Annotated in this window: 32 protein-coding genes and 1 riboswitch; of the genes, 7 read left to right on the forward strand and 25 right to left on the reverse strand. The window is 40.2% G+C overall.

What is annotated here, in order from left to right:
* Positions 1–9: 9 nt before the first annotated feature.
* From K7887_RS18560 to K7887_RS18590, 7 genes are all read right to left on the reverse strand, one after another.
* The gene (locus K7887_RS18560) at positions 10–342 is read right to left on the reverse strand and encodes a hypothetical protein (RefSeq protein ID WP_223491114.1); all 333 of its coding nucleotides are present in this window, start codon (positions 340–342) and stop codon (positions 10–12) included.
* Positions 335–580: a hypothetical protein gene (locus tag K7887_RS18565; protein WP_223491115.1), complete on the reverse strand. Its 246-nt coding sequence runs from the start codon at positions 578–580 to the stop codon at positions 335–337. The genes K7887_RS18560 and K7887_RS18565 overlap by 8 nt, the downstream gene beginning before the upstream one ends.
* 35 nt (positions 581–615) lie before the next feature.
* Positions 616–1,431, reverse strand: a complete 816-nt coding sequence (locus tag K7887_RS18570; protein WP_223491116.1) for a phage antirepressor — start codon at positions 1,429–1,431, stop codon at positions 616–618.
* Between the two features lie 426 nt (positions 1,432–1,857).
* Positions 1,858–2,028: a hypothetical protein gene (locus K7887_RS18575; protein WP_223491117.1), complete on the reverse strand. Its 171-nt coding sequence runs from the start codon at positions 2,026–2,028 to the stop codon at positions 1,858–1,860.
* 157 nt (positions 2,029–2,185) lie between these two features.
* On the reverse strand, positions 2,186–2,545 hold the full coding sequence (locus K7887_RS18580; protein ID WP_223491118.1) for a hypothetical protein: 360 nt from the start codon (positions 2,543–2,545) through the stop codon (positions 2,186–2,188).
* Positions 2,542–2,733, reverse strand: coding sequence for a hypothetical protein (locus tag K7887_RS18585; protein ID WP_223491119.1), 192 nt, complete (start codon positions 2,731–2,733; stop codon positions 2,542–2,544). Before K7887_RS18585 ends, K7887_RS18580 begins: the two co-directional genes overlap by 4 nt.
* 54 nt (positions 2,734–2,787) lie before the next feature.
* Complete coding sequence (locus K7887_RS18590) at positions 2,788–3,021, reverse strand: helix-turn-helix transcriptional regulator (protein ID WP_223491120.1); 234 nt, start codon at positions 3,019–3,021, stop codon at positions 2,788–2,790.
* Between the two features lie 166 nt (positions 3,022–3,187).
* Between K7887_RS18590 and K7887_RS18595 the strand changes: the two genes are divergently transcribed.
* The 6 genes from K7887_RS18595 (at position 3,188) to K7887_RS18620 (ending at position 6,876) form a co-directional block, all read left to right on the forward strand.
* A complete protein-coding gene (locus K7887_RS18595; RefSeq protein WP_223491121.1) occupies positions 3,188–3,565 on the forward strand; it encodes a helix-turn-helix domain-containing protein in 378 nt (125 codons plus the stop codon).
* A gap of 254 nt (positions 3,566–3,819) precedes the next feature.
* Positions 3,820–4,071: a hypothetical protein gene (locus tag K7887_RS18600; RefSeq protein WP_223491122.1), complete on the forward strand. Its 252-nt coding sequence runs from the start codon at positions 3,820–3,822 to the stop codon at positions 4,069–4,071.
* A gap of 182 nt (positions 4,072–4,253) precedes the next feature.
* Positions 4,254–4,949: a hypothetical protein gene (locus K7887_RS18605; RefSeq protein WP_223491123.1), complete on the forward strand. Its 696-nt coding sequence runs from the start codon at positions 4,254–4,256 to the stop codon at positions 4,947–4,949.
* Complete coding sequence (locus K7887_RS18610) at positions 4,946–5,242, forward strand: hypothetical protein (RefSeq protein ID WP_223491124.1); 297 nt, start codon at positions 4,946–4,948, stop codon at positions 5,240–5,242. Before K7887_RS18605 ends, K7887_RS18610 begins: the two co-directional genes overlap by 4 nt.
* Before the next feature lie 91 nt (positions 5,243–5,333).
* Positions 5,334–5,813 (forward strand): ImmA/IrrE family metallo-endopeptidase, encoded by a 480-nt coding sequence (locus K7887_RS18615; protein WP_223491125.1) that lies wholly within the window; start codon positions 5,334–5,336, stop codon positions 5,811–5,813.
* On the forward strand, positions 5,800–6,876 hold the full coding sequence (locus tag K7887_RS18620; RefSeq protein ID WP_223491126.1) for a site-specific integrase: 1,077 nt from the start codon (positions 5,800–5,802) through the stop codon (positions 6,874–6,876). Before K7887_RS18615 ends, K7887_RS18620 begins: the two co-directional genes overlap by 14 nt.
* Before the next feature lie 43 nt (positions 6,877–6,919).
* Here the strand turns inward: K7887_RS18620 and sufB are convergent, their stop codons facing one another.
* From sufB to K7887_RS18710, 18 genes are all read right to left on the reverse strand, one after another.
* Positions 6,920–8,317, reverse strand: coding sequence for a Fe-S cluster assembly protein SufB (gene sufB / locus K7887_RS18625; RefSeq protein WP_010196644.1), 1,398 nt, complete (start codon positions 8,315–8,317; stop codon positions 6,920–6,922).
* A gap of 75 nt (positions 8,318–8,392) precedes the next feature.
* Entirely contained in the window at positions 8,393–8,827 is a 435-nt protein-coding gene (gene sufU / locus K7887_RS18630; protein WP_010196645.1) for a Fe-S cluster assembly sulfur transfer protein SufU, read from the reverse strand.
* Positions 8,817–10,037, reverse strand: coding sequence for a cysteine desulfurase (locus K7887_RS18635; protein WP_223491127.1), 1,221 nt, complete (start codon positions 10,035–10,037; stop codon positions 8,817–8,819). Before K7887_RS18635 ends, sufU begins: the two co-directional genes overlap by 11 nt.
* Positions 10,037–11,329 carry a Fe-S cluster assembly protein SufD gene (sufD, locus tag K7887_RS18640; protein ID WP_223491128.1) on the reverse strand — a complete coding sequence of 431 codons (1,293 nt, stop codon included), beginning with the start codon at positions 11,327–11,329 and terminating at the stop codon, positions 10,037–10,039. Before sufD ends, K7887_RS18635 begins: the two co-directional genes overlap by 1 nt.
* A 15-nt stretch (positions 11,330–11,344) precedes the next feature.
* A complete protein-coding gene (gene sufC / locus K7887_RS18645) occupies positions 11,345–12,127 on the reverse strand; it encodes a Fe-S cluster assembly ATPase SufC (RefSeq protein WP_088019426.1) in 783 nt (260 codons plus the stop codon).
* 448 nt (positions 12,128–12,575) lie between these two features.
* Entirely contained in the window at positions 12,576–12,716 is a 141-nt protein-coding gene (locus tag K7887_RS18650; RefSeq protein WP_010196652.1) for a YuzK family famiily protein, read from the reverse strand.
* A gap of 318 nt (positions 12,717–13,034) precedes the next feature.
* Entirely contained in the window at positions 13,035–13,406 is a 372-nt protein-coding gene (locus K7887_RS18655) for a carboxymuconolactone decarboxylase family protein (protein ID WP_223491129.1), read from the reverse strand.
* Between the two features lie 159 nt (positions 13,407–13,565).
* A complete protein-coding gene (locus K7887_RS18660) occupies positions 13,566–14,399 on the reverse strand; it encodes a MetQ/NlpA family ABC transporter substrate-binding protein (RefSeq protein ID WP_223491130.1) in 834 nt (277 codons plus the stop codon).
* Between the two features lie 19 nt (positions 14,400–14,418).
* Complete coding sequence (locus K7887_RS18665) at positions 14,419–15,075, reverse strand: methionine ABC transporter permease (RefSeq protein WP_223491131.1); 657 nt, start codon at positions 15,073–15,075, stop codon at positions 14,419–14,421.
* Positions 15,068–16,093 carry a methionine ABC transporter ATP-binding protein gene (locus K7887_RS18670; protein WP_223491132.1) on the reverse strand — a complete coding sequence of 342 codons (1,026 nt, stop codon included), beginning with the start codon at positions 16,091–16,093 and terminating at the stop codon, positions 15,068–15,070. The genes K7887_RS18665 and K7887_RS18670 overlap by 8 nt, the downstream gene beginning before the upstream one ends.
* Positions 16,094–16,228: 135 nt before the next feature.
* Positions 16,229–16,341, reverse strand: a riboswitch (SAM riboswitch).
* A 104-nt stretch (positions 16,342–16,445) separates the two neighbouring features.
* On the reverse strand, positions 16,446–17,330 hold the full coding sequence (locus K7887_RS18675; protein ID WP_223491133.1) for a diacylglycerol/lipid kinase family protein: 885 nt from the start codon (positions 17,328–17,330) through the stop codon (positions 16,446–16,448).
* 69 nt (positions 17,331–17,399) lie between these two features.
* Positions 17,400–17,735, reverse strand: a complete 336-nt coding sequence (locus tag K7887_RS18680; protein WP_223491134.1) for a hypothetical protein — start codon at positions 17,733–17,735, stop codon at positions 17,400–17,402.
* Between the two features lie 122 nt (positions 17,736–17,857).
* Positions 17,858–19,129, reverse strand: coding sequence for an MFS transporter (locus K7887_RS18685; protein ID WP_223491135.1), 1,272 nt, complete (start codon positions 19,127–19,129; stop codon positions 17,858–17,860).
* Between the two features lie 562 nt (positions 19,130–19,691).
* Entirely contained in the window at positions 19,692–20,006 is a 315-nt protein-coding gene (locus K7887_RS18690) for a thioredoxin family protein (RefSeq protein WP_223491136.1), read from the reverse strand.
* Positions 20,007–20,029: 23 nt separating this feature from the next.
* Positions 20,030–20,377, reverse strand: a complete 348-nt coding sequence (locus K7887_RS18695) for a toprim domain-containing protein (RefSeq protein ID WP_223491137.1) — start codon at positions 20,375–20,377, stop codon at positions 20,030–20,032.
* Positions 20,378–20,530: 153 nt separating this feature from the next.
* A complete protein-coding gene (locus tag K7887_RS18700) occupies positions 20,531–20,776 on the reverse strand; it encodes a YusG family protein (protein WP_060665454.1) in 246 nt (81 codons plus the stop codon).
* A gap of 59 nt (positions 20,777–20,835) precedes the next feature.
* Positions 20,836–21,219, reverse strand: a complete 384-nt coding sequence (gene gcvH, locus K7887_RS18705) for a glycine cleavage system protein GcvH (RefSeq protein ID WP_010196676.1) — start codon at positions 21,217–21,219, stop codon at positions 20,836–20,838.
* A 77-nt stretch (positions 21,220–21,296) separates the two neighbouring features.
* Positions 21,297–21,653, reverse strand: a complete 357-nt coding sequence (locus tag K7887_RS18710; protein WP_223491138.1) for an arsenate reductase family protein — start codon at positions 21,651–21,653, stop codon at positions 21,297–21,299.
* A gap of 205 nt (positions 21,654–21,858) precedes the next feature.
* Here K7887_RS18710 and K7887_RS18715 point away from each other — a divergent pair, with 205 nt between their 5' ends.
* Positions 21,859–22,560 (forward strand): Crp/Fnr family transcriptional regulator, encoded by a 702-nt coding sequence (locus K7887_RS18715; RefSeq protein WP_223491139.1) that lies wholly within the window; start codon positions 21,859–21,861, stop codon positions 22,558–22,560.
* Positions 22,561–22,576: the final 16 nt, after the last annotated feature.

The raw sequence follows: 22,576 nt of genomic DNA on the forward strand, positions 1-22,576 counted from the left end.
TTGGTAGCACTAGCTGCTTTTTTCTATTTTCGGGCCATTCGTGTACTGGTAGTATTGTCTTTGCAAATCAATCTTCCTTGCTAATTCATGCAAAAACTCGCTATCTTTCAATCTACCTTGTCCAAAAAACACATTAGCTCTATTCCTCAAAGCATCTACATACGTAATCATCTCTCCGCCGTCCACTAAAGGCTGTTTCTCCTTAGCAAGCTTCCTGAATGCTACTAGGGCATAAGGGACGTATCCTCTCTTGGTTTCCAACCCACCCAGCCATTTCACATACCTCGCAAGTGCTGCTTGAAGAATGAAGCGTTCCGAACCAGTAATCTCTAGTTTATTCATTAGTTTTTCTCCCTTCCCAGAAGACCATTTCCACGTTATGCCCTTCTTCTATGAGTTTTTTTATGAACTTCTTTCTCTTGTCGATCATCACTTTCTTTTCCAGCAACTGATCTAATTCTCGTTTGCATCGATGGAACTCGTTCATCCACCAATCAGCTTGGTCTAAATTATCTTTCTTAAAATAAATGGCGCTTTTCTTTAGGCAGGTGTGGCAACATTTGTATAGTTTAATTGCCATTTTTAAATCTCTGGGGAGTACTTGTTTATGTAGATTCATGATGTTTTTATCTCCGCGGCAATGAGCTTATTAATGAAATACACTTGCCCCTTACCGGAGACCTTTGGGGTTTTGCTGATGCTAATATGACCGTAGTTGTGAGTAATGGACGTTTCCTTAATTTCAAACAGGCCCATTTCCATGCTTCTCTGTGTTGGCATATTAAAGTCTGTTCCTTTTCTTCGGATAAGATAACCGTTATCTCGTAACCAGTGGAACAATCGTTTCTGTCCTGTTTCAATGCCATTCTGCTTCAACAACTTGGCTAGTTCTCCAACCAGAATAGAAGTTCTGGAGGCTCCTACTGCATCGGCGAAAATTACCTTAGGGCGCTGTTCTTGCAAATTCTTGTATTGGGTTGCAATCACCTTGTTCTTTTCTAACACCATGTTTTCAGCAGCCAAACGTTTTTCCTGTTCCACTTTAAGATTGGTAGCTAAACGAATGAGGGTGTCAGGATTTAATAGCGCTTCTTCCACCTTTTCCGGAGTTAAGTATCCGCCATGTTTTCTAATCGACGGTAAAACTTCACTTACAATCCATTCTTCAAACTTCTCAGCACTTGGTAGTTTGGAACGCATCACCAGGCGGTACACATCGCGTTCAGATATCACCTTCGTCAGCTGATCTCCTCCATTGGTGGGTATGAACGTTTCGTTCACTCGTTTACAATGATCCCTGATGGCTTTTTGTGGATTGGTATAACCTAAGACCTCGGCAACGTCCTTTGCTACAAAAAAGATTTCTTCCCCTTGAACCACGGTTCTAACTTGGTTCATTCCAAATTGGAAAACTTGCTGTAATTGATTCATTAACCTTCCCCTCCCGGCAATATTTGCCTCAACGCTTGTATGAGCTCCTCGACCTGGTTATTATCCAGCCTGCTCTCTGCAACCACTTGCTCGTTCTCCTTAATTTCCCTGATGGCCACTAACGTGCTATTTCTTGTATTCTCACGTTCTATTACAAAGATGGTCTCGTCAAAGTTTAGATTAATAGATTTCCTGATTACCGGTTTAGAAGGTAGGCCAAATACTTGTATATTTCACCTCCGTTCGACTTTGGTACGGCGCAAAATGACAACGTTTTTCTGTTATCCGATAACTTGACATCATTCAACAGCATTTTTCGCCAGATTGGGTAAAAAAAGTAGGGTGGTTAGCCCTGTTTATCTAGCTTATAGATGAGATAGGTAAGTCCTAGAGTACCTGCAGCTGCAACAAGCAACAGTGTAGTAATCAATCCTCAAACTCATAAGAAGGATTATTCATATCAATGGTGAGGATAATATCCTTTAACGTTTCTTCTACTTCACCTGATGCCACATCTTTTGTTTTCATAGTCGTATGCAGGTCTACAAGCTCACTCTGGATATGTCGGATAAGGTGTACCAAGTGTAGGTTACTCATAGGTGGGCCTCCTGGTACTTCCTGATCTCTTCGTGCATCATTTTTTTGTACGCCATTAAGCGATAACTGCGGTACATAAATGACCGAGGCTGCTTCTTAGCTGGATGAATAGCTGCTCTTTGCGCAACTTTGCGAGTGTAATACTCAATACGGTGTGTTATGTGCTTTGACACGAGGCAACCTCCTTTTTCATCTCAAATGGCATGTCGTAGAATAACCGAACATCCTGAGTGGCTAAGCAATCTTCTTGGATGTGCCCAGTAATAAATCGATACTCCAAAACTGTTATTGCGCCGATACCAGAAAAAATAACTTTAATTCCATCGCGCACATCTTTTATTAGAAATCTGTCATCTTCTAGTGAGTAGAATTTAAGAATATGTTTTACTTTCTCTACAAACTCACCCGACGTTTTCTCCTGCAGCTCTTCAAAATCGATTTTGTTTTGAATCATTGCTTGCCCCTCCTTGTGTTCTCCAACCTCTAAGAGAACAAAATTCTTTACATCGAACTTCACGCGCTCCCCTCCTTCTCCACATATGGATATTTCTCATGAAAAAACTTGATTGGCACCTTTCCTCTTTCAATCCAGTAACCCCTGGATGACAATTCTTCATTTAGCGACTGGATCCGCAGTTGAGCAGTTCGGAGGGTGTTAAGTCCCAACATATCTTTAACCTCTTTCGACGTGTAGAAGTGTTTCACCAAAGAGCCTCCTTTCATGAAATTTGTAATGTTGGTAAATGCTACTTTTGTACATTAAATTATTTGGTTCTGCTTTTGTTCGACATGTACGACATCACTTGCAAAAAAAATATCACGTGGGTCTTTGTCAAAGAAATTTGCAATTCTTAACATTAATTCTGCAGTAGTATTTCCACCGTTCTCAATCGATACAATTGTTTGTCTAGAAACATTCAAGGCTTCGGCTAACTGTTGTTGTGTAAGGTCAAACCCCTCGCTTTTTCTAAGGTATTTGATTCTATTTTTCAAATTATTCACCTCTCAGTATTGTCGTACATGTCTTACAATTACAAGTGTACGACATGTCTGAATTTTTGTCAACTATGTTTTACGATTCTTTTTCGCATATTGCTTAATTAATTGTAATCTTTGTTTTACAATATGTAGTATAGAGTTTACAAGGGGAATTCAAATTATGAATGAACTAGGAAATTTACTAAGAAATTTAAGGGGAAAAGAATCACTTAGATCCGTCGGTGAACGAACAGGCCTGAGTCATTCCTATATATCTGATATAGAAAATGGTTATAGAAGAGGAACAAAAAAACCTATTCATCCTTCTGCAGATACCCTACAACGTTTGGCTAAAGCTTATAAATATCCTGTTAATCGTTTACTTCAGGTAGCAGGATATATGGAAATGGAAAACGAGGACCTTAAACCAGAATCCGAAAACGAATCCTTATTCTTTTTTGACAAGGAAGATATAACACCAGAGGAAATGGAAGAGCTGAAGAAGTATCTGGAGTTCATGAGGATGAAGGCAAAGCAGGAGAATGAGAAAAAAGATTAAGTAAGTAAAATATACAATATTGGCAAAGAAGAGAATCAAAACGAAGCGAGGCGCAGCCGAAGTGTGGAGTTAGGATTTTATTTTTTCCCTTTCACTTCTCAATTTGAGAAGTTTTTCTCAAGAAACTTTATAGACTGTGGAATTTAATAACAACAGGAACAAATTATACATAAATGCTATAAGACAACGGAGAAAAGACACTCCTGTTTATTGGGTGCTATTTGTGAATTAAAAATGTCTCGGAGGAAATTATTATGAAACCATATGTAACTACTTTTGCTTTTTCAGACGATGTCAAAGAAATGCCTAACCAGAATGGCGGAGCAACAATGCATGTAATAAATCCGCAAAATCTATTTCGACCACATTTCGTACCAGGTACTTATTCATTCGCAGTTACATTTGGTTTTTTAGGTGTAGATCCAGAAAGGAAGCATAAACTTAGTTTTCAATTTTTATCACCTAATTCGGCCGAAAATGCCCTTATAGATATTAGAGATGCTTAACTTCCTCCGAATCTAACTTTAGATTCACGACTTCCTAAAGAAGCAAATGGATTTATATTTAATATGGATTTTAGGAACATCGCTTTCCGAGTAGAAGGTAAATATACTGCTAAGGTATCCTTAAACGGCGAGCCTCTTGGAGAATTTCCAGTACTTGTTTATCCCCAGGAAAAAATGTAAATATGGGCAGCCCTACGGTTATTATTGAAAATGGAATTGTGAAAATTATCTCTCCTCATCGTTATGAAACTGAGGAAGGGGAATGTATTGAAAAAGAAAGTAATACTTACTATAAACGAGTACTCAATAAAGTAATAAGTAATCAAGTGGCAATAATGGTGTTTACGACGTCAGCAATATTACAACATGGGATGCTAGATACAGATTCCGTTCATCATAACATGGTGAATAATAATTCCCAAGAGTCTCCTATAAGTTATAAAGAAGAGCGAATCCCTATCAAAAACATACAACAAAACAGTAAATTGATTGCTTATAATTTTGGTACTCCTTATTCTGAAAGTCATAATATCGTAAATGAACAATTTTCAAGTGATATTTTGGCGAAAATTGCCGTAAATAGGCTTACGGACAGTGTTCTTTCCCCTCAAATTACTGATATAATAGATACTAGTCATATTGAGGAGAAAGAGGGTGTGTTGTCCATGGTCAATACATTAGATGAGATAGATAAGAAAATCAGGAAGACTTATAATTATAGTGCTCTATTATTATCAGGCCTTGCTGCAACATCTTTTATTTCTGTTATAGGTTTAAATTTTCTCCCGTCACCCATTGATTCAACACTCTTAGTTGCAAGTACAGCTGGCGCTCTTGGTCTTTTTATTGATAAGATTAAGCGAGTAAAAGTTACTTGACAGTACCTAATGAATTCAACCTAACAGAAGTTCTTAGGAGTCTGCCAGCGTCCCTAATTTTCATATTGTTAGTTGATTGGTTCTTTATGAAAGATTTAGTACAGTTGTATACTTTCCAATTAGAAGCATCTGATCCTAATGGGAACTATACTTTTATAACAATTATCGCCATCGTTTTTGTTAACCTTGTTATTATTTCTTCCTTTGCAAGAGTAAGGTATCTCCAGGAAAAACAATTGACTTTAGCGAAAAAGGTTAAGGAAAACAGTGAAAGTATTCCTAATGAATCCTAGAGCCCACTTATTGGGCTCTTTCTTTTTGTTGTAAACACGAACACTTGTTTGTATAATTGTATTACAATATACAAATAAAGGAGATTTACAAGTGAATAGCTACTCGCCGATGCCATTGGAAATAGCAATATCGAATTTATTTAAAAGGCTACAAATATTTAAGCCGGAGCAAATTTCAGAAAAGAAGATTGCACGAGACTTAAGAATATTCCTTACAACAAAGCCGATAAGATCCGTCTGCTACGAGAACGGACGGTTCCAATCCATAAACATTGACCAACGATTACCAGTAGAAATGCAACGTGAACAATTTTATCATGAACTATGCCATCTACTACGGCATAGCGGTTGGCAGTTGGGAATCATGCCGAGAGATTTTCATGATCTGCAGGAATGGGATGCAAGGAATTTTGTACGGTATGCTGCCATTCCTTATCACATGCTGCAGTTTATAGACATAGATGATCCGTATGTCGTTGATAATATGGCTAGTGTGTTCAAAGTAACTCATGAACTATGCCAAGAAAGATTGGAACAACTTCAAAGGAGGGTACACTGTGCCGGTTTATAAAGATAAAGAAAGAGACACCTGGTACTACAAGACGAGATATAAAGATATGTACGGAAAAAGTAAGCAAAAATTAAAAAGAGGATTTAGAAAGAGAAGAGAGGCGGTTCTTGCCGAAGCTGATTTTTTGGCGAGCATACAAGATGCCTTTTCGGATAATGTTACGCTGGATGAAGTATTTGAGCATAACATCAGTTACAAAAGCTATAAAGACAAAACGATTCGTAGACGCACCCACGAATACAACCGGCATATCAAGCCGAGGTTCGGCCATCTTAAATTAAAAGACATTACTACTCAACAAGTATTGGAATTCCAACGATATCTTTCAGATGAGTTAAAATCATTGGAAAGTGCAAGGACCATATTTGCCAATTTTAAAGTCCTAATTAATCATGCGAAGAAGTTCTTCAATTTGCGTCGGGATCCCACGCTCCAAGTTCCAGCAATGCCTCGTGGAAAAAAGAAAGTAGATTTTATTAAACGTGAAGAGTTTGATGTTCGTGTTGAGGCTATTGATATGCACTACTACAAAGAAATGACAATCCTCATGTTTTATACTGGGCTTCGGATTGGAGAAGCAATGGCCATAAAGTGGGTGGACGTAAACTTAGATAATAGAGAAATTGACATTAATAAAGCCTGGAGTTTAAATGAAAAGAAAGAAGGATCTGTGAAAACAGCAGCTAGCGAAGCAGTTATCCCCATCCCTAGAGTGGTTGTGGATATGTTGACAACTATAAAAAAAGAATCCTCTGAAAAAATTTATGGATTCAATGAGAATTACTATGTGTTTGGCGGTATGAAACCATACCATTACAATCACTATCACAAAAAATATAAAGATGTTTTCCCAGATCTTCGGATCCATTCTCTCAGGCACAGTTTTGCAGCGTATCTAATCAATAAAGGAGTGGATATCTACCTGGTGAAGGAGCTCATGCGTCATGAGAATATAAAAGAAACAGCCGACACTTACGGCCACTTATATGTGGAACGTAAGCATTCGGCTATGAGTGTTTTTGATGAAATTTTAGAGGGAAATGGTATCATTCCAGTATCATAAGATGATACCACCACTCAAAAACATTGTTATATTAAGGTTTAAATTATCCTATAGAACCTTCCATCTCAAACTTGATCAGACGGTTCATTTCTACTGCGTATTCCATTGGTAGTTCTTTTGTGAATGGCTCGATGAAGCCCATTACGATCATTTCTGTTGCTTCTTCTTCAGAAAGGCCACGGCTCATTAGATAGAACAGTTGCTCTTCGGATACTTTGGATACCTTCGCTTCGTGCTCAAGAGAAACATTGTCGTTAAACACTTCGTTATAAGGGATCGTATCAGAAGTAGACTGGTTATCCATGATTAGCGTGTCACACTCGATGTTAGAGCGTGCGCCGGAAGCTTTTTTACCAAAGTGTACGATTCCACGGTATGTTACTTTACCACCTTGCTTGGAGATGGATTTAGAAACGATTGTGGAAGACGTGTTTGGTGCAAGGTGGATCATTTTCGCACCTGCATCTTGGTGTTGGCCTTTACCAGCTAATGCGATGGAAAGAGTCATACCACGAGCGCCTTCACCTTTAAGGATAACCGCTGGGTATTTCATCGTTAATTTGGAACCGATGTTACCATCAATCCATTCCATTGTTGCATTAGCTTCACACACTGCACGCTTCGTAACTAGGTTGTATACATTGTTCGCCCAGTTTTGAATCGTCGTGTAACGGCAGTAAGCATCTTTCTTGATGATGATTTCTACTACCGCACTGTGAAGGGAGTTTGTTGTGTAAACAGGTGCTGTACAGCCTTCTACATAGTGTACGTGTGCGCCTTCGTCTACGATGATAAGCGTACGCTCGAATTGACCCATGTTCTCAGAGTTGATTCGGAAGTATGCTTGTAGTGGAGTTTCCACTTTCACACCTTTTGGTACATAGATGAAAGATCCACCAGACCATACTGCAGAGTTCAGTGCAGAGAACTTATTGTCTGTCGGCGGGATTACCTTCGCGAAGTGCTCACGGAAGATGTCTTCATTTTCTTTTAACGCGGTGTCTGTGTCTTTAAACACTACACCAAGATCTTCTAAGTCTTCTTGCATGTTGTGGTATACAACCTCAGATTCATACTGAGCAGATACACCTGCAAGATACTTTTGTTCTGCTTCAGGGATACCTAATTTGTCAAACGTCTGCTTGATCTCTTCAGGTACTTCATCCCAAGAACGCTCAGACTTCTCAGACGGTTTTACGTAATACGTAATTTCATCAAAGTTCAAGCTGTTCAAATCGCCGCCCCATTGTGGCATTGGCATGTTATAGAAATGTTCTAATGATTTAAGACGGAAATCCAACATCCATTGAGGCTCTTCCTTCATACGAGAGATTTCTTCAACGATCTCTTTCGTAAGACCACGGCCGGAACGGAAAATGGAAACGTCTTTGTCCTTAAAACCATACTTGTAATCGCCGATTTCAGGCATTTTTTTCGCCATTTTATTCCCTCCATTCAAGAGGTGAGCAACAGTGAGGCAAATAATGCCGCACTATCACTCCCTATCTTGCCTTGCTTATTCCGATTTGACTCCCTTTTCCATGGCTTTCCATGCAAGAGTGGCACATTTAATACGTGCCGGGAACTTCGCCACACCTTGAAGTGCTTCGAGATCCCCTAAGTCCATCGCTTCGTCATCGTACTCTTTGCCTAACATAATATCATAAAAGATCTGGGATAGCTCAAGCGCCTTTTCCACTTCTAACCCTTTTACCGCTTGGGTCATCATGGATGCAGATGCCATGGAAATGGAACATCCTTCGCCATCGAACTTTGCATCCGCCACTTTTCCATCTTCCACTTGAAGTGTCAAATGGATGCGGTCACCGCATGTAGGGTTATTCATGTCGACAGTGATGCTGTCAGACTCTATTGTCCCTTTGTTGCGCGGATTTTTATAATGATCCATAATCACTTGACGATAGAGAGTATCTAAATTATTAAAAGACATTACTAAAGTACTCCTTTGTTTTCACTAATGATGCTACTAGCTTATCAATTTCTTCCTCTGTGTTGTACAGGTAAAAACTAGCACGTGCAGTGGAAGAAACGTTTAAATACTTCATTAATGGCTGTGCACAGTGATGTCCCGCACGAACAGCAATTCCTTCAGCATCCAACACTGTAGCTACATCATGTGGATGTACGTCGTCTATATTGAATGTAACAAGTCCCGCTCTTTTTTGCGGACCGTAAATCGTGATTCCTTCAATTTCGGACATGCGGTTCATCGCATAATCTGCAAGCTTATGTTCATGGGCAAGGATATTGTCCATTCCCACCTGCTCCAGGAAGTCAATTGCTGCTCCAAGTCCAATCGCACCCGCAATAATCGGGGTACCTCCTTCAAACTTCCAAGGCAGCTCCTTCCAAGTGGATTCCTGCAGTCCGACAAAATCAATCATTTCCCCACCGAACTCAATTGGTTCCATGTTCTCAAGCAAATCCTTTTTCCCGTAAAGTGCACCGATACCCGTTGGAGCACCCATTTTATGACCGGACAATGCGAAGAAGTCACAGTCTAAATCCTGCACATCTACTTTCATGTGCGGTGTACTCTGGGCACCGTCGACCACCATGATTGCACCGTTTTTATGGGCAATTTCAGCGATCTCCTTAATCGGGTTGATGGTTCCTAATACGTTAGAAACTTGCATGATGGAAACAATTTTCGTGTTTTCCGTAATGGTAGCTTCCACATCTGATAAGGACAGGCTTCCGTCCTCTGTCAGTGGGATATATTTTAAAGTAGCACCAGTGGCTTTTGCCGCCTGTTGCCATGGAATGATATTACTATGATGCTCCATGTAAGTGATAACTATTTCGTCGCCTTCCTTCAGGTTAGCGCGTGCATAGCTCCCAGCTACAAGGTTTAGAGCGGTCGTTGTTCCACGAGTGAAGACTATTTCTTCTCTGTGGGACGCGTTGATAAAGTTCTTCACCTTATCACGTGCACCTTCGTAACCGTCTGTCGCTCTCGTACCCAAAGTATGAACTCCTCGATGAACATTGGAGTTATACCCTTTATAGTACTTCTCCAACGCCTCAATAACCGCAAGCGGTTTTTGAGATGTAGCAGCACTATCCAGATACACAAGCGGATTTCCATTGACCTCTTGATGCAAAATCGGAAACTGCTGACGTATCTCCTGGATATTCATTACTTCACTTTCCTTTCAATTACATCAATCAATTGGTTCTTAACCGACTCGATTGGCAATTGATTTACTACAGGTGCCAAGAATCCGTGGATTACTAAGCGCTCCGCTTCCTTCTTGGAAATTCCGCGGCTCATCAGGTAGTAAAGCTGAAGTGGATCGATGCGACCCGCTGATGCTGCGTGACCTGCTGTTACATCATCTTCATCAATTAGAAGAATAGGGTTAGCGTCTCCACGAGCTTTTTCACTAAGCATTAACACGCGGGATTCCTGCTCGGCATTAGACTTGGATGCACCGTGCTCAATTTTACCGATTCCGTTGAAAACAGAGCTTGCGCTGTCTTTCATCACACCGTGCTTAAGGATTTGACCGTCAGAGTTTTTGCCAAAATGTACAACCTTCGTTGTAAAGTTTTGCTTTTGCTCTCCACGTCCAACTACCACTGTTTTTGTATCTCCAACAGAGCCGTCACCCAAAAGGTTTGTTACGTTCTCAGAGATAGTGTCGCCATCATTCATCAGGCCAAGTGCCCACTCAAGTGTCGCGTCACGTCCAACGACTCCGCGGCGGTTTACGTAAGTTGTCACACCTTTTCCAAGGTTGTCTACAGCACCGTATTGAACTTTAGAGTTTCCGTTAGCGATAACTTCCGTCACGATGTTGAAGATGGAACCTTCGCCATCGTTGTTGGACAGATAGTTCTCTACATAAGTAACCGCACTATTGTCTTCTGCCACGATCAATACGTGGTTGAACACAGCTTCTGCTTGGTCTTGAAGGTAGATCGCTTGGATCGGTTCTTCAATAACAACGTTCTTCGGAACATAAAGGAATGCTCCGCCGTTCATTAGTGCAGCGTGTAAAGCGGACAGCTTGTGCTCATCTACTTTTACACCGTCTTGCATGAAGTATTTTTTCACAAGGTCACTGTGCTCTTTTGCAGCAGTGATGATATCTGTAAAGATAACGCCTTGTGCTTTTAATTCTTCTTTCACAGTGGATACAACTGGTGTGTTATCCACTTGAACATATATATTTTCTCCATCTACTAACGCCTTTACGTCTTCAGGCAATTGGTCCAAAGAAGTAATGGAAGTTTCTACAGTGTGCTTCTGGAAGTTTGTAAAATTCCAGTTTGTAATCTTCGTCTTATCCGGCTTAGGTAATGGCAGCTCTTCTGCCAAGGAATAAGCTTGTAAGCGAAGATCTAACAGCCACTGAGGCTCCCCTGACTCTTTGGAGTAGTTAGTGAGGTAGTCTTGATCAAACGGTAATTTCGTCTCTAACGTCATGATAATCCTCCTTGCTTACGCTTCTTGACCGACTGTTTCGTCTTCGATACCTAGTTCTTGCTTAATCCAATCGTAACCTTCTGCCTCTAAACGTTGCGCTAATTCCTTACCACCGGACTTCACGATACGTCCTTGCATCATTACGTGAACGTGGTCAGGAGTGATGTAGTTCAATAAACGTTGGTAGTGAGTGATGATAAGGCAACCGAAGTCGTCTCCGCGCATTTCGTTGATTCCTTTAGAAACAACTTTCAATGCATCGATATCAAGACCAGAGTCAATCTCATCAAGAATAGCGATCTTAGGCTCGATCATCATCAATTGAAGAATTTCGTTACGTTTCTTTTCCCCACCAGAGAAACCTTCGTTCAGGTAACGCTGTGCCATTGCTTGATCCATTTCCAAAAAGTCCATGTTCTTATCCATTTTACGGATAAATTTCATTAGGGAAATCTCATCGCCCTCTTCACGGCGAGCGTTGATAGCAGAACGCAAGAAGTCCGCGTTTGTTACACCGCTGATCTCACTTGGGTATTGCATGGCAAGGAATAAGCCAACTTGCGCGCGCTCATCCACTTCCATTTCAAGAACATCTTCACCATCAAATGTGATGCTTCCGCTTGTTACTTCATATTTCGGGTGTCCCATGATTGCAGAAGAAAGCGTAGACTTTCCTGTTCCGTTAGGACCCATGATTGCGTGAATCTCTCCGCCTTTTACTTCAAGATTTACACCCTTTAAAATCTCTTTATCATTAATGGATACATGTAAATCTTTAATCGTTAACGTTGAACCCATAACTGTAACCTCCAATGTTCTTGTGTTCCTATATGAAAACACATTCTTGTTTTAATTCTCATTTTATTCTCATTACAATCTTATAACAAATAGAAAGTGATAGCAACCTTTTCCGCCTTGTGTATGATACCCTCAAATTATAACGAATATATGGGGGGAAAGTCGAATTTTCGCGGATATTTTATTTAATTGGTACTCCCGGTTAATTTCCGTTCCAGTTATTCGCTTTCCACGGGGCGGTGCTTGAGCCTCCTCACTTCGTTGCGGGGTCTCAAGTCTACCGCTACCTCCCGCTGGAGTCTCATAACTTGCACTACAATTAACCGGGGGAACTTTATAAACAACAAAAAGGGTCTGCGTTATTCTCATTTGTTGGAGAATAACACGAACCCTTTTCTTTTTCTTCTATATTATATGGTCAACCTGTCAGCTTGCTGCTGCCCAGGTTTTATGGGCGGAAATTACGGTCTACTTCTTCAACAATCTCCAAGCTTCTTTGGTAATCCTTTTCTCGTTTCTGCTCCACTTCTAAAAGTTTTGAGAGCTTATTTGAGTACTCCTCATAACCAAAACCATAAGCTTGATACATTGCCTTCTCCATTTCACCTGTGTACTTTACGTGTACCTGATGGATAATAAACCATTCCCTTCCTATTTATAAGTGTTAAATTTTCGTACCAGTTTTTTTGATACCCTTAAAGTATTTGTATTAAACACCTTATTAATCATAACAGGGGTGGTTAATTTATCCAAACGAAGTATGGAGCGATTACTGGGGATATTAGAGGGTGTGGAGGAATGAGGGGAGGTGGTTGATAGGAGGCTTAGAATTTCTCTTGAATGCTAGGGCGTTCTGGTTGTCCCAATAATAAAAAAGCCCAACCCCAAAAGGTCAGACTCCAAAAAATCAATGCTTCAATTCATTAAAATCACTAATACAAGACTGTACCAAAGTCACGGATTGGCTCATTGCCGCGCCGCCTCCAAATACTGCTGTCACGCCGCATGCTTCCAAGATTTCCTGCTCTGTTGCACCTTGATCTAAACAGCCTTTTGTGTGATAAACGATGCAATATTCATCTTGGGAATACACACTCACACCAAGAGCAATCAATTGCTTCTGCTTTTTATCAAGTACGCCCTCTTTAAAGCAAGCTTCCGTGAACTCATTATAGTGGTGTGCAAGCTCAGGCATCTTTTCAGTGAATACACCAAGTCCCGCTTTATAATCATGAAGTGCTGCTTCTGCATAGTTTTTCGGCTCGTAATGTTGTTCCATTGAAGACAACTCCCATCCTTATTTTTCACAAAGTTAGTATTTGTTTAGGGGGGAGGTAAGTATTCATGAGCAATGACAAAATTTTAAACCATTCTGGGCAACCACCCTATGTATAGATAAAACCCGTACTTATAAATAAGCACGGGGTCCTTAAAAATCTTATTCTTCGTCAGATGCCTTTGCAGGAAGCACGGATCCTTTGTATTCTTCTTCGATAAATGCTTTAATCTCATCAGATTGAAGCACTTCTACCAATGCTTTGATCTGTTCATTATCTTTATCTTCCTCACGAACAACGATAAGGTTTACGTAAGGATTGTTTTCACCAGATTCTAAAGCGATTGCTTCTTTTTCTGGATCGATATCAGCGCCAAGTGCATAGTTACCGTTAATCAGTACTGCATCTCCGTCGCCATTCAAGTATGCTTGCGGAAGGAAAGCTGCTTCGAATTGAGTATTGAACTCAAGATTCTTAGGGTTCTCATCAATATCATCAACAGATGCAGATGTAACTTCTACACCTTCTTTTAATGTAATTAGTCCTTTTTCTTCAAGCATTGCAAGGATACGGCCATGATCGGCAACAGAGTTACTCATTAAGATTTCCGCTCCTTCAGGAAGCTCTTCCAAGCTGTCATACTCTTTTGAGTATACACCGATTGGTTCAATGTGAACGCCGCCTGCACTTACAAATTCGTAATCATTTTCTTCAATTTGACTTTTCAGATAAGGTTCATGTTGGAAAAAGTTCGCATCAATATCTTTATCACGTAGAGCTTGGTTGGGAATGATGTAATCTGTATATGTTTGAATGTCTAATTCAATTCCCTGGTCTTCTAATAAAGGTTTTGCTTCTTCAAGGATTTCTGCATGCGGTACATTAGATGCACCTATTACCAGCTTACCTTCCTCTATACCTTTTTCACCGCCGCCACATGCAGCAAGTACTAACACTAACAATGATATTACAGCAAAGCTTAAAACTTTTTTCATAATTTTAGTCCCCTCTTTCTTATCGTTTGTCTAGTTTGTTGGTTATTAAATCTCCAATGAATTGGATGATAAATACTATGATTAAGATGATGACTGTACACACTAAGGTTACTTCCCAGTTGTTACGCTGGAAACCATCTAAGAATGCAAGGTTACCCAAACCACCTGCACCGATGATCCCTGCCATCGCTGTGTAACTTACAATTGCAATGGCAGTAACAGTTATACCGGAAACCAATGCTGGCATCGATTCCGGAAGGAGTACTTTCCAGATGATTTCTGAAGTTTTTGCACCCATCGAACGTGCTGCTTCAATGACACCTTTGTCGATTTCACGTAATGCAATTTCAACCATACGTGCGTAAAATGGTGCTGCTCCTATGATCAAGGCTGGCAATGCCGCGTTTGCACCGATAATGGTATCCATGATGAACCTTGTGAAAGGAATAAGTAAAAATATTAAAATGACAAATGGGATGGAACGGAAGATATTTACGAATGCTGCAACCAATCCATTAATTAACCGGCTTTCCCATATGTTCCCCTTAGCTGTTAAAAACAATAATAGTCCTAAAACAATTCCTAGTATAAACGTAGCGACAACCGATATACTGCTCATATAAAGAGTTTCTAAGGTTGCTTCCCACATCTTGTCCCAATTAACTCTCTCAAGCATGTGTCATCACCTCCAACTCCACTTGCTGCTCACGGATAAAACTCAATGCCTCTTGTACTTGCGTTTCTTCTCCATCAAGGTGCACAAAAAGTGTGCCATATGCTCCATTTTGAGTTTGTGAGATTTTCCCTTGAAGGATGTTCACATCAATTGGAAATCTGCGAATCAAATTCGTTATTAAAGGCTGTTCTGCCGAAGTTCCTACAAATGTTAGTTGAATTACTTTTCCTTGTGGGTATTCAGCCAACAAGTGTTCCACTGTTTCTTGCGTATCTTCTGGTTCTGTCACCTGTTTTACGAAGCGTTTTGTAATTGGCTGTTCTGGCTTACGGAAGACATTAAGTACATCTCCCTGTTCCACAACCTTTCCATTTTCCATCACCGCAACTCGATGACAAATTTTCCGAATAACATGCATTTCATGTGTGATTAGTACGATAGTGAGAGATAAACGTTTATTTATATCGACTAAGAGGTCTAGGATGGAATCTGTAGTCTGTGGATCCAATGCCGAAGTCGCTTCATCACATAAAAGGACTTTAGGGTTATTCGCAAGCGCTCTTGCAATCCCTACACGTTGCTTTTGACCTCCGCTAAGTTGAGATGGATAGGAGTCTCCTCTTCCTTCTAAGCCTACAAGCTTGATAAGTTCTTCCACTCGCTTGTTACGCTCTGAACTGCTGACTCCGGCAATTTCAAGTGGAAACGCGATATTTTCCTTCACCGTTCTTGACCATAACAGATTGAAGTGCTGGAAGATCATACTGATTTCCTGGCGTGCTTCTCTCAGTTCTTTGCCCTTAACTTTTGCAAGGTTTCTTCCTGCAACATCCACCACTCCGTCCGTTGGCGTTTCCAGTCCATTTAGCATGCGGATTAAAGTGCTTTTTCCTGCTCCGCTGTACCCAATAACACCGAAAATCTCTCCTTGGTTGATGGATAGATCTATATTATCAACAGCTGTCACTACTCCGTTTTTCGTTTTAAAAACCTTTTTTACACCTTGAAGTGAAATCATGTTCGCACCTACTTTCTTACATTTCCTTGTTTTAGCTTACCCAATTAAGAATAAACAAACGTTTGTTTAATCCCTGAAAATAAAAAATCCCTTCTGCAACAATGAGCAGAAAGGATTAAATGAGAAAAGTCCTTTCTCTCATCTATCAAAGCAAATTGCTTTGTGTGAATTGGCACCAATTTCAACAATTCCTTGTTGACGGTTGCCGGGTTTCATCGGGCACGTCCCTCCACCTCTCTCGATAAGAGATAAACATATATAGTTAAAATTAAGTATTTGGGCAATTCGAATTAACGAGTGTTATCGTATCACGGTGATAAATAGCCTGTCAATTAAAAACTTTCTCCTATATTTAAAAAATCTTTATAGCTTTCTTTTCCACGCTAAAATCAATTGTTCCATTTGGAACGATTTCTCCGTCACATTGCATGATCATGGATGAACTCGTGCTAACTTGTATGGATGAGCCTCTAAGCATCGTGACATTTCGGTGTTTAATATGTTTTCCTTTAAAAGCAAGCGGAAACACAAATAATAACTCCCATCTTCCAATACCAGAAACCACACATATATCCAATGCCCCGTCATTTCCGCAGGCATCTGGGCAGATCATGATTCCTCCTCCATAATAGGGGAGATTTGCTACCGCTATCAGCCACACATCCTGAAACTTATATAACCTTCCATCTACTGCAACAGAAACATCAGACGGTTGATAGGTGAAAAGAACTCTGAAAATATTCAGCACATAAGACAAGCCACCTAAGCCTAATTTATTCAATAAACGTTTCGCCCTTGACCTATTGGTCACTTCTGCAACCTTGCCGTCAAACCCAAGCCCCGCTATCGAAATATAATGCTCTTCACCTACTTTGGGTACATCTATTAGTTGATAGGAACCCTTTAATATCCTAAACAATGCTCCTTCTACATCAAAAGGGACTCCAAGGCTTCTTGCCAAGTCATTTCCCGAACCGGCAGGAACAATCCCGAGAGCCACTTTTTTATGAACCAATTTACTCACCACTTCATGAATGGTACCATCTCCACCGACTACCACGACAGCATGAACCACATTCTCCTCTATATTTTCTATCAATTCACCGGCATGACCTGCATATTCAGTAAATGAGACGTGATAAGTTACACTTTTCTTTTCTAAAAACTTCTCCGCTTCTTTCCACATACGAAGTCCTTTTCCATTTCCGGCAATTTTGTTGACAATAACATGATACACTACCCCTACACCGCCTATAAATTCTCTTTATCTATATAGTTTAATTCGGTATAGGTGAGGACAATTCCTTTAAGATACTTCTTTTCTTTCTGAGCGGTTTACAAGGGTAAATAATGAATCCATAAGCAAGAAATGCCTGAAGGACCCTTTAAATGCCAAACCTTTAACATCTCTCATCTTCGTTCCATTCAAAAGTTCCATTATATCTTCTCTTGATCCTTCTATAACAATATCAGCTACCGTTGCATCCTGTACCAGTTGCATTTGGTTTTTACTTAGTGAAAAAAACGATCTTTCCCCTTGGGTGACTAAACAGCAGCGCAGACTGTAGTAAGGCAAAATTTCCATTACATGCGACTTACTTTTGGCTTTAACAAGAAACATTTCCAAGTTCTCTACTACCATTACATACCAGCCCCCTTTACCTATTAATTTCCCTGCATCTCAGCCTAATCCCTGCAATAAAAAAAGAACAATTACCGCGTATTTCCGATAACTGTTCTTCATTTCCCAAGAAATATGTCAGACTATGATGTCTTTACCATAGCTTTTTGATAGGTTGCCGTCGTTTTTTCCCTAAACATCATATAAAAGAAAATAGAACTTGTCAGATAAAGCACAGCCGTGATGGAGAATACAATCGAATATCCCCAATATTCCCCGTACAAAAGCACAATTGTCATGGAGACCGGACCCATGCTTGCCCACCCGAGTGAGAAGACCATTTGATTAATGGAGTTAGCAAACCCCTTCAAAGAGTTATCTACCTTCTCCATCATCATCGATGAAATAATTGGATTGGCCGCATTCATCAATGCCTGCCTAAATAAAAATCCGAGAGCAGCGAGCCAAAAAATCTGTGTGAAAGCGGTTAGTAGCATAAACGGTAAGGAAAGCAGCTGTAAAATGACTACCGCTCTCATCTCCCCTACTTTCCTGACTACCGCAGGTCCAATAATCATGGCAACTGCAGTGACTGCCTGACCTAGGGAAAGCACAATACCAATGGTAGAATTCGATGTTCCAAAACGATCTGCAAAGTACATATTCAAGTAAGGAATGACCAATCCAGACCCAAACCCTACTAAAATAGATGCAAAAGAAAAGGCAAAGATTAGCTTCCATTGTCCCTTTGGTATGGAGGCTTGGAAATTTTTAAAAGTAAAAGCCTTGTTTTCCTTTTCCCGTTGAACTTCCGTGGTTTTCCACAAAGGAATGATACCCAACATGAAGATGAGACTTCCAAGAAGAAGTGTCAGCCTGATACTCCAAACGGGACTAAGTCCTACAACGTGTAAAAGTAAATCAGTTAAAGTCCCTCCCAGGAGATTCCCGACAACGTTTGCTCCCATCATAACGGCAAAATGATAACTGAAGAGTTTAACTCGTTGTTCTTTAGTGGAGCTTTCCGCAAGCCATGGTACTGCTGTCACCTGAATGAAGGCCATCGCTATCCCTGCAATAAAAGCACTGACCAAAAGGAGTGATTCTAACTCGAAAATACTTCTCAAAAACATAAAAATGCCACTAAAAAATACACCATATAGCATCATTTTCTTACGGCCAATCCGATCGCTTAATATGCCCGCCGGAATTAAGATGATAGCTGCGGCCAATGAGGAAGCTGCGATGACATTACCATTTACCGTTTCCGCAAACCCAAGCTCCCTTATATAAAAATTATAGACAATCATAAAAATCCCGAGCCCTATTTGCGTAAGGATATTAACAATAAACAACTTCTGGATATTATGATCATACCGTTTAAATGACTGAAACCAGTTTGCATTTTTCAACATATATGTGCCCCTTGCTTGTTTGTGTGCGAAAATATAATATATTTCGTCTCCCTAAACAAACTTACTCCTTTTTCAGAAAAATGGCAATAGGATAATATGTCGAAATAAAGAAAAACCGAGAAAAAAACTCCTGGTCCTACTTTAGCTTGAATCATTAGTTAGTGAATAATAGCCGCTGTTCCTTTCCGCAAATGGCTGTGCTTTCCGCGGGACGGCGTTTGAGCCTCCTCACTTCGTTGCGGGGTCTCAACCTACCGTTACTCCCCCGCTGGAGTCTTCGCCATTTGCTCCAATCCACAGCTGAAAATTAAGTGAACGATAGGTTAATGCATATTCAGTTATCTCGGTTAGATGGCTTTTCATAAACACTTCGATTAATGAAGCCACCTTGTTGATTGGAGTGGAAGGCGCGCAGACGCCCGTGGGAGGAAGGGACAAGTGAGACCCCGGAGGCGCAAGCCGAGGAGGCTCACGGACCGCCCGCAGGCAAGCGAAGCGCCTGGAACGGAAATCCAACGGATTATGGACAAAAAAAACACCACAATGGGTGTTTTTGGATTTCTTACTTTCCATCATACTGTTTAATGAGTCCATACAAATACTCCACAGAACGAAAAGCATATATCTTTTCCTTTATCTCGCCATTTTCAAAAATCATCAAACACGGAACACTTTCGATTTCCCACTTCATAGCAAGATCTTGAATATAATTCACATCAAGCATTCCAAAAGTAAGATGCGGAAAAAGCTCTTTCGTCACATCCATCATTCTTTTGGCAACCTGACATGTCCCACACATAGGGGTGAAAAAATAAACCACACTGAGTTTATTTTCGTTAATTTCTTGTAAAAGCTCTTTCTTCGTCCAATCCTTCATTATCTCATCCTCATTACACCTTATTACAAGTATTCTGCATGAATATCAATGTTAGCACTTAATAACACCGTAGCTATATGTTGATGTGGCGCTGAGGCCACTTCTCGATACATTTTATCAATATATAGGTGCTCCGCCTCCGGAAATTCCCTTTTAAAAAGCTTTCGCAATTTTTCACCGGAACTATCTGCATCCACCAGGATATAGACCTCTTTATCCATAATATCTTCCATTAATTCATCAAGCTTCGTGACACTGATTGTGCCATTCGTACATATGATATGAACTGGCTCATTAATGACTTCCTGAACGCGTTTTTTATCTGATTTCCCCTCAACTATGATGATCTTTTCCTCATGTATAAAATCCATATCCATCACCTGTTCTAAAAAGATGTATAAAGATATATTGCTTTATACTATAACTATTCCGAATAGTGGTAATGTACACATATAATTAAAAATAAGGGCACTAATATATAAAAAAAGGGGCGGAACTAAATTAAGTCCCAACCCCACCGATGGTTAACACCATCCATTTTCGTAGTCGCAATCTACATATTTGGCATCTTTTTCAGACGGCACTTGAACTTGTTGGAAGATCTTGCTTCCTTCTTGTTCATAGCCATTTTTCAATGCGTATTGGTTGCCTTGTTCGGTAAATGTCACTTGACCGATGGATTCATTCTCCACATAAAGCTCAAAGCCTTGGTTTGTCAGCTTACCATTTACTCGGTCGGTGATGTCCAACCTTTTATTATCCAACGTCATTTAAGGTCACCCTCTTTAGTAAAAGTTAACTAAAGTTAGGTTGCCCCGCGTCTTGGTTATTAGTCTTCTTTTGTCATTTCCTCATATTGCTCAGCAGTCATTAAATTGTCAACTTCGCCAGCATCTGCAGGTTCCACCACAATCATCCATGCTTTTTCATATGGAGATTCGTTCACAAACTCAGGGCTGTCATTTAGATCTTCATTCACTTCTACCACTTTTCCGCTAATAGGAGCGTAAAGTTCAGAAACTGTTTTTACAGATTCTACACTTCCAAATGGCTCGTCTGCAGAGATTTCATCTCCAACTTCAGGAAGTTCAACAAACACGATATCGCCAAGCTCGGATTGTGCAAAGTGCGTAATCCCCACTCGTACTTTTTCTCCTTCAACTTTTACCCATTCATGCTCTTCGGAATAACGTAAATCTTTAGGTGTGCTCATTAATAATTCCCTCCATCAAACTAGTTTATTTTTAGCTCTTCTTATAGGTCATAACCCATTTAAAAAGAGAGCCTTTCCTATTTCCATGTTTCCTCAAACTGCTTTTCATTAAATCCAACTGTTACTTTGCTGCCGTCCGTAGTAATCGGGCGCTTAATTAGCATCCCGTCTGTTGCAAGAATATCAAGCAACTCCCCTTCGGATGCTGTTTTTACTTTATCCTTCAACCCAAGCTCACGATATTTCATGCCACTTGTATTAAAGAACTTCTTCAGTTCGAGACCGCTTTTTTTGTACAGCTCCTCTAACTTTTCACGTGATGGTGGATTTTCGACAATATGTACTTCTTCTACCGCTACACCATTCGCCTCAAGCCACTTTTTAGCATTGCGGCATGTGCCACATTTAGGATACCAATAAAACGTTACTGTCATAACCTTTTTGCACCACCTTAGCATACATGATTTTACTCATATATTGTAGCATAACAGAAAGCCTGCGCCTAATTTTCAACACGCTATTTTCTATAATTCGACGTCTTTTTTTATTTTCCTTTTTGACGGGATACAATTTCTGTAGACCATAGATTTTGGAGTGTATTACCGTTAAAATAAAGATATAGTTGGAACGGTGGAAAGGATGAGCTCTGTGACGGAAAAATTATCAAAAGAATTAAAAGAGTTTTTGTTCTCTTCTTTTGAAAAGAAATTGGCTGTCAAAAAGGGAGCTTATTTATTTCAAGAGGGTATGGTAGCCTCTGAGATATATTTAATTTTGAATGGAAGCTTTAAAATAAGTAAGGTGACCCCTGATGGCCAGGAACTTACATTAAGGTTATGTAGCGAAGATGACTTAATTGGAGAGTTAACCTTGTTTTGCGCAGGAGCGATCTATATGTTAAGTGCAAAATCAATGGACGAAAAAGGAGAAGTTTTGGTTATCCCCAAGGCTTTGCTGGAACGGAAACTCGCGGAAAACGGGAAGCTCGCTCTGGAATTTATGAAATGGATGAGCCTTCACTACCGTAAAACTCAGACAAAGTTCAGGGATTTAGTATTGAATGGAAGAAAAGGTGCCTTGTTCTCCACTCTGATCAGGATGTCCAATAGCTATGGGATCTTAAAAGAGGAGGGTATCTTGATTGACCTTCCCTTAACCAATCAGGAGTTGGCCAACTATTGCGGAACCTCACGGGAAGTAGTGAATAGAATGCTCTCTGACTTGAAAAAGAACGGCGTTGTGTCTGTTGATAAGGGACGGATTACCATACATGACTTGAATCATCTGAAGGTGGAGATTCATTGTGAAAATTGTCCTGATGAGTTGTGCCGGATCGACTAGTGATATATTAAAAAAA

It is taken from the genome of Sutcliffiella horikoshii (genome assembly GCF_019931755.1).
Classification (GTDB): Bacteria; Bacillota; Bacilli; order Bacillales; family Bacillaceae_I; genus Sutcliffiella_A; species Sutcliffiella_A horikoshii_E.

Excerpts from the sequence above, each read along its gene's own strand:
- K7887_RS18560 (WP_223491114.1), bottom strand. The coding sequence starts at position 342 with ATGAATAAACTAGAGATTACTGGTTCGGAACGCTTCATTCTTCAAGCA.
- K7887_RS18565 (WP_223491115.1), bottom strand. The coding sequence starts at position 580 with ATGGCAATTAAACTATACAAATGTTGCCACACCTGCCTAAAGAAAAGC.
- K7887_RS18570 (WP_223491116.1), bottom strand. The coding sequence starts at position 1,431 with ATGAATCAATTACAGCAAGTTTTCCAATTTGGAATGAACCAAGTTAGA.
- K7887_RS18575 (WP_223491117.1), bottom strand. The coding sequence starts at position 2,028 with ATGAGTAACCTACACTTGGTACACCTTATCCGACATATCCAGAGTGAG.
- K7887_RS18595 (WP_223491121.1), top strand. The coding sequence starts at position 3,188 with ATGAATGAACTAGGAAATTTACTAAGAAATTTAAGGGGAAAAGAATCA.
- K7887_RS18600 (WP_223491122.1), top strand. The coding sequence starts at position 3,820 with ATGAAACCATATGTAACTACTTTTGCTTTTTCAGACGATGTCAAAGAA.
- K7887_RS18605 (WP_223491123.1), top strand. The coding sequence starts at position 4,254 with ATGGGCAGCCCTACGGTTATTATTGAAAATGGAATTGTGAAAATTATC.
- sufB (WP_010196644.1), bottom strand. The coding sequence starts at position 8,317 with ATGGCGAAAAAAATGCCTGAAATCGGCGATTACAAGTATGGTTTTAAG.
- sufU (WP_010196645.1), bottom strand. The coding sequence starts at position 8,827 with ATGTCTTTTAATAATTTAGATACTCTCTATCGTCAAGTGATTATGGAT.
- K7887_RS18635 (WP_223491127.1), bottom strand. The coding sequence starts at position 10,037 with ATGAATATCCAGGAGATACGTCAGCAGTTTCCGATTTTGCATCAAGAG.
- sufD (WP_223491128.1), bottom strand. The coding sequence starts at position 11,329 with ATGACGTTAGAGACGAAATTACCGTTTGATCAAGACTACCTCACTAAC.
- sufC (WP_088019426.1), bottom strand. The coding sequence starts at position 12,127 with ATGGGTTCAACGTTAACGATTAAAGATTTACATGTATCCATTAATGAT.
- K7887_RS18650 (WP_010196652.1), bottom strand. The coding sequence starts at position 12,716 with ATGTATCAAGCTTATGGTTTTGGTTATGAGGAGTACTCAAATAAGCTC.
- K7887_RS18655 (WP_223491129.1), bottom strand. The coding sequence starts at position 13,406 with ATGGAACAACATTACGAGCCGAAAAACTATGCAGAAGCAGCACTTCAT.
- K7887_RS18660 (WP_223491130.1), bottom strand. The coding sequence starts at position 14,399 with ATGAAAAAAGTTTTAAGCTTTGCTGTAATATCATTGTTAGTGTTAGTA.
- K7887_RS18665 (WP_223491131.1), bottom strand. The coding sequence starts at position 15,075 with ATGCTTGAGAGAGTTAATTGGGACAAGATGTGGGAAGCAACCTTAGAA.
- K7887_RS18670 (WP_223491132.1), bottom strand. The coding sequence starts at position 16,093 with ATGATTTCACTTCAAGGTGTAAAAAAGGTTTTTAAAACGAAAAACGGA.
- K7887_RS18680 (WP_223491134.1), bottom strand. The coding sequence starts at position 17,735 with ATGGTAGTAGAGAACTTGGAAATGTTTCTTGTTAAAGCCAAAAGTAAG.
- K7887_RS18685 (WP_223491135.1), bottom strand. The coding sequence starts at position 19,129 with ATGTTGAAAAATGCAAACTGGTTTCAGTCATTTAAACGGTATGATCAT.
- K7887_RS18690 (WP_223491136.1), bottom strand. The coding sequence starts at position 20,006 with ATGAAGGATTGGACGAAGAAAGAGCTTTTACAAGAAATTAACGAAAAT.
- K7887_RS18695 (WP_223491137.1), bottom strand. The coding sequence starts at position 20,377 with ATGGATTTTATACATGAGGAAAAGATCATCATAGTTGAGGGGAAATCA.
- K7887_RS18700 (WP_060665454.1), bottom strand. The coding sequence starts at position 20,776 with ATGACGTTGGATAATAAAAGGTTGGACATCACCGACCGAGTAAATGGT.
- gcvH (WP_010196676.1), bottom strand. The coding sequence starts at position 21,219 with ATGAGCACACCTAAAGATTTACGTTATTCCGAAGAGCATGAATGGGTA.
- K7887_RS18710 (WP_223491138.1), bottom strand. The coding sequence starts at position 21,653 with ATGACAGTAACGTTTTATTGGTATCCTAAATGTGGCACATGCCGCAAT.
- K7887_RS18715 (WP_223491139.1), top strand. The coding sequence starts at position 21,859 with ATGAGCTCTGTGACGGAAAAATTATCAAAAGAATTAAAAGAGTTTTTG.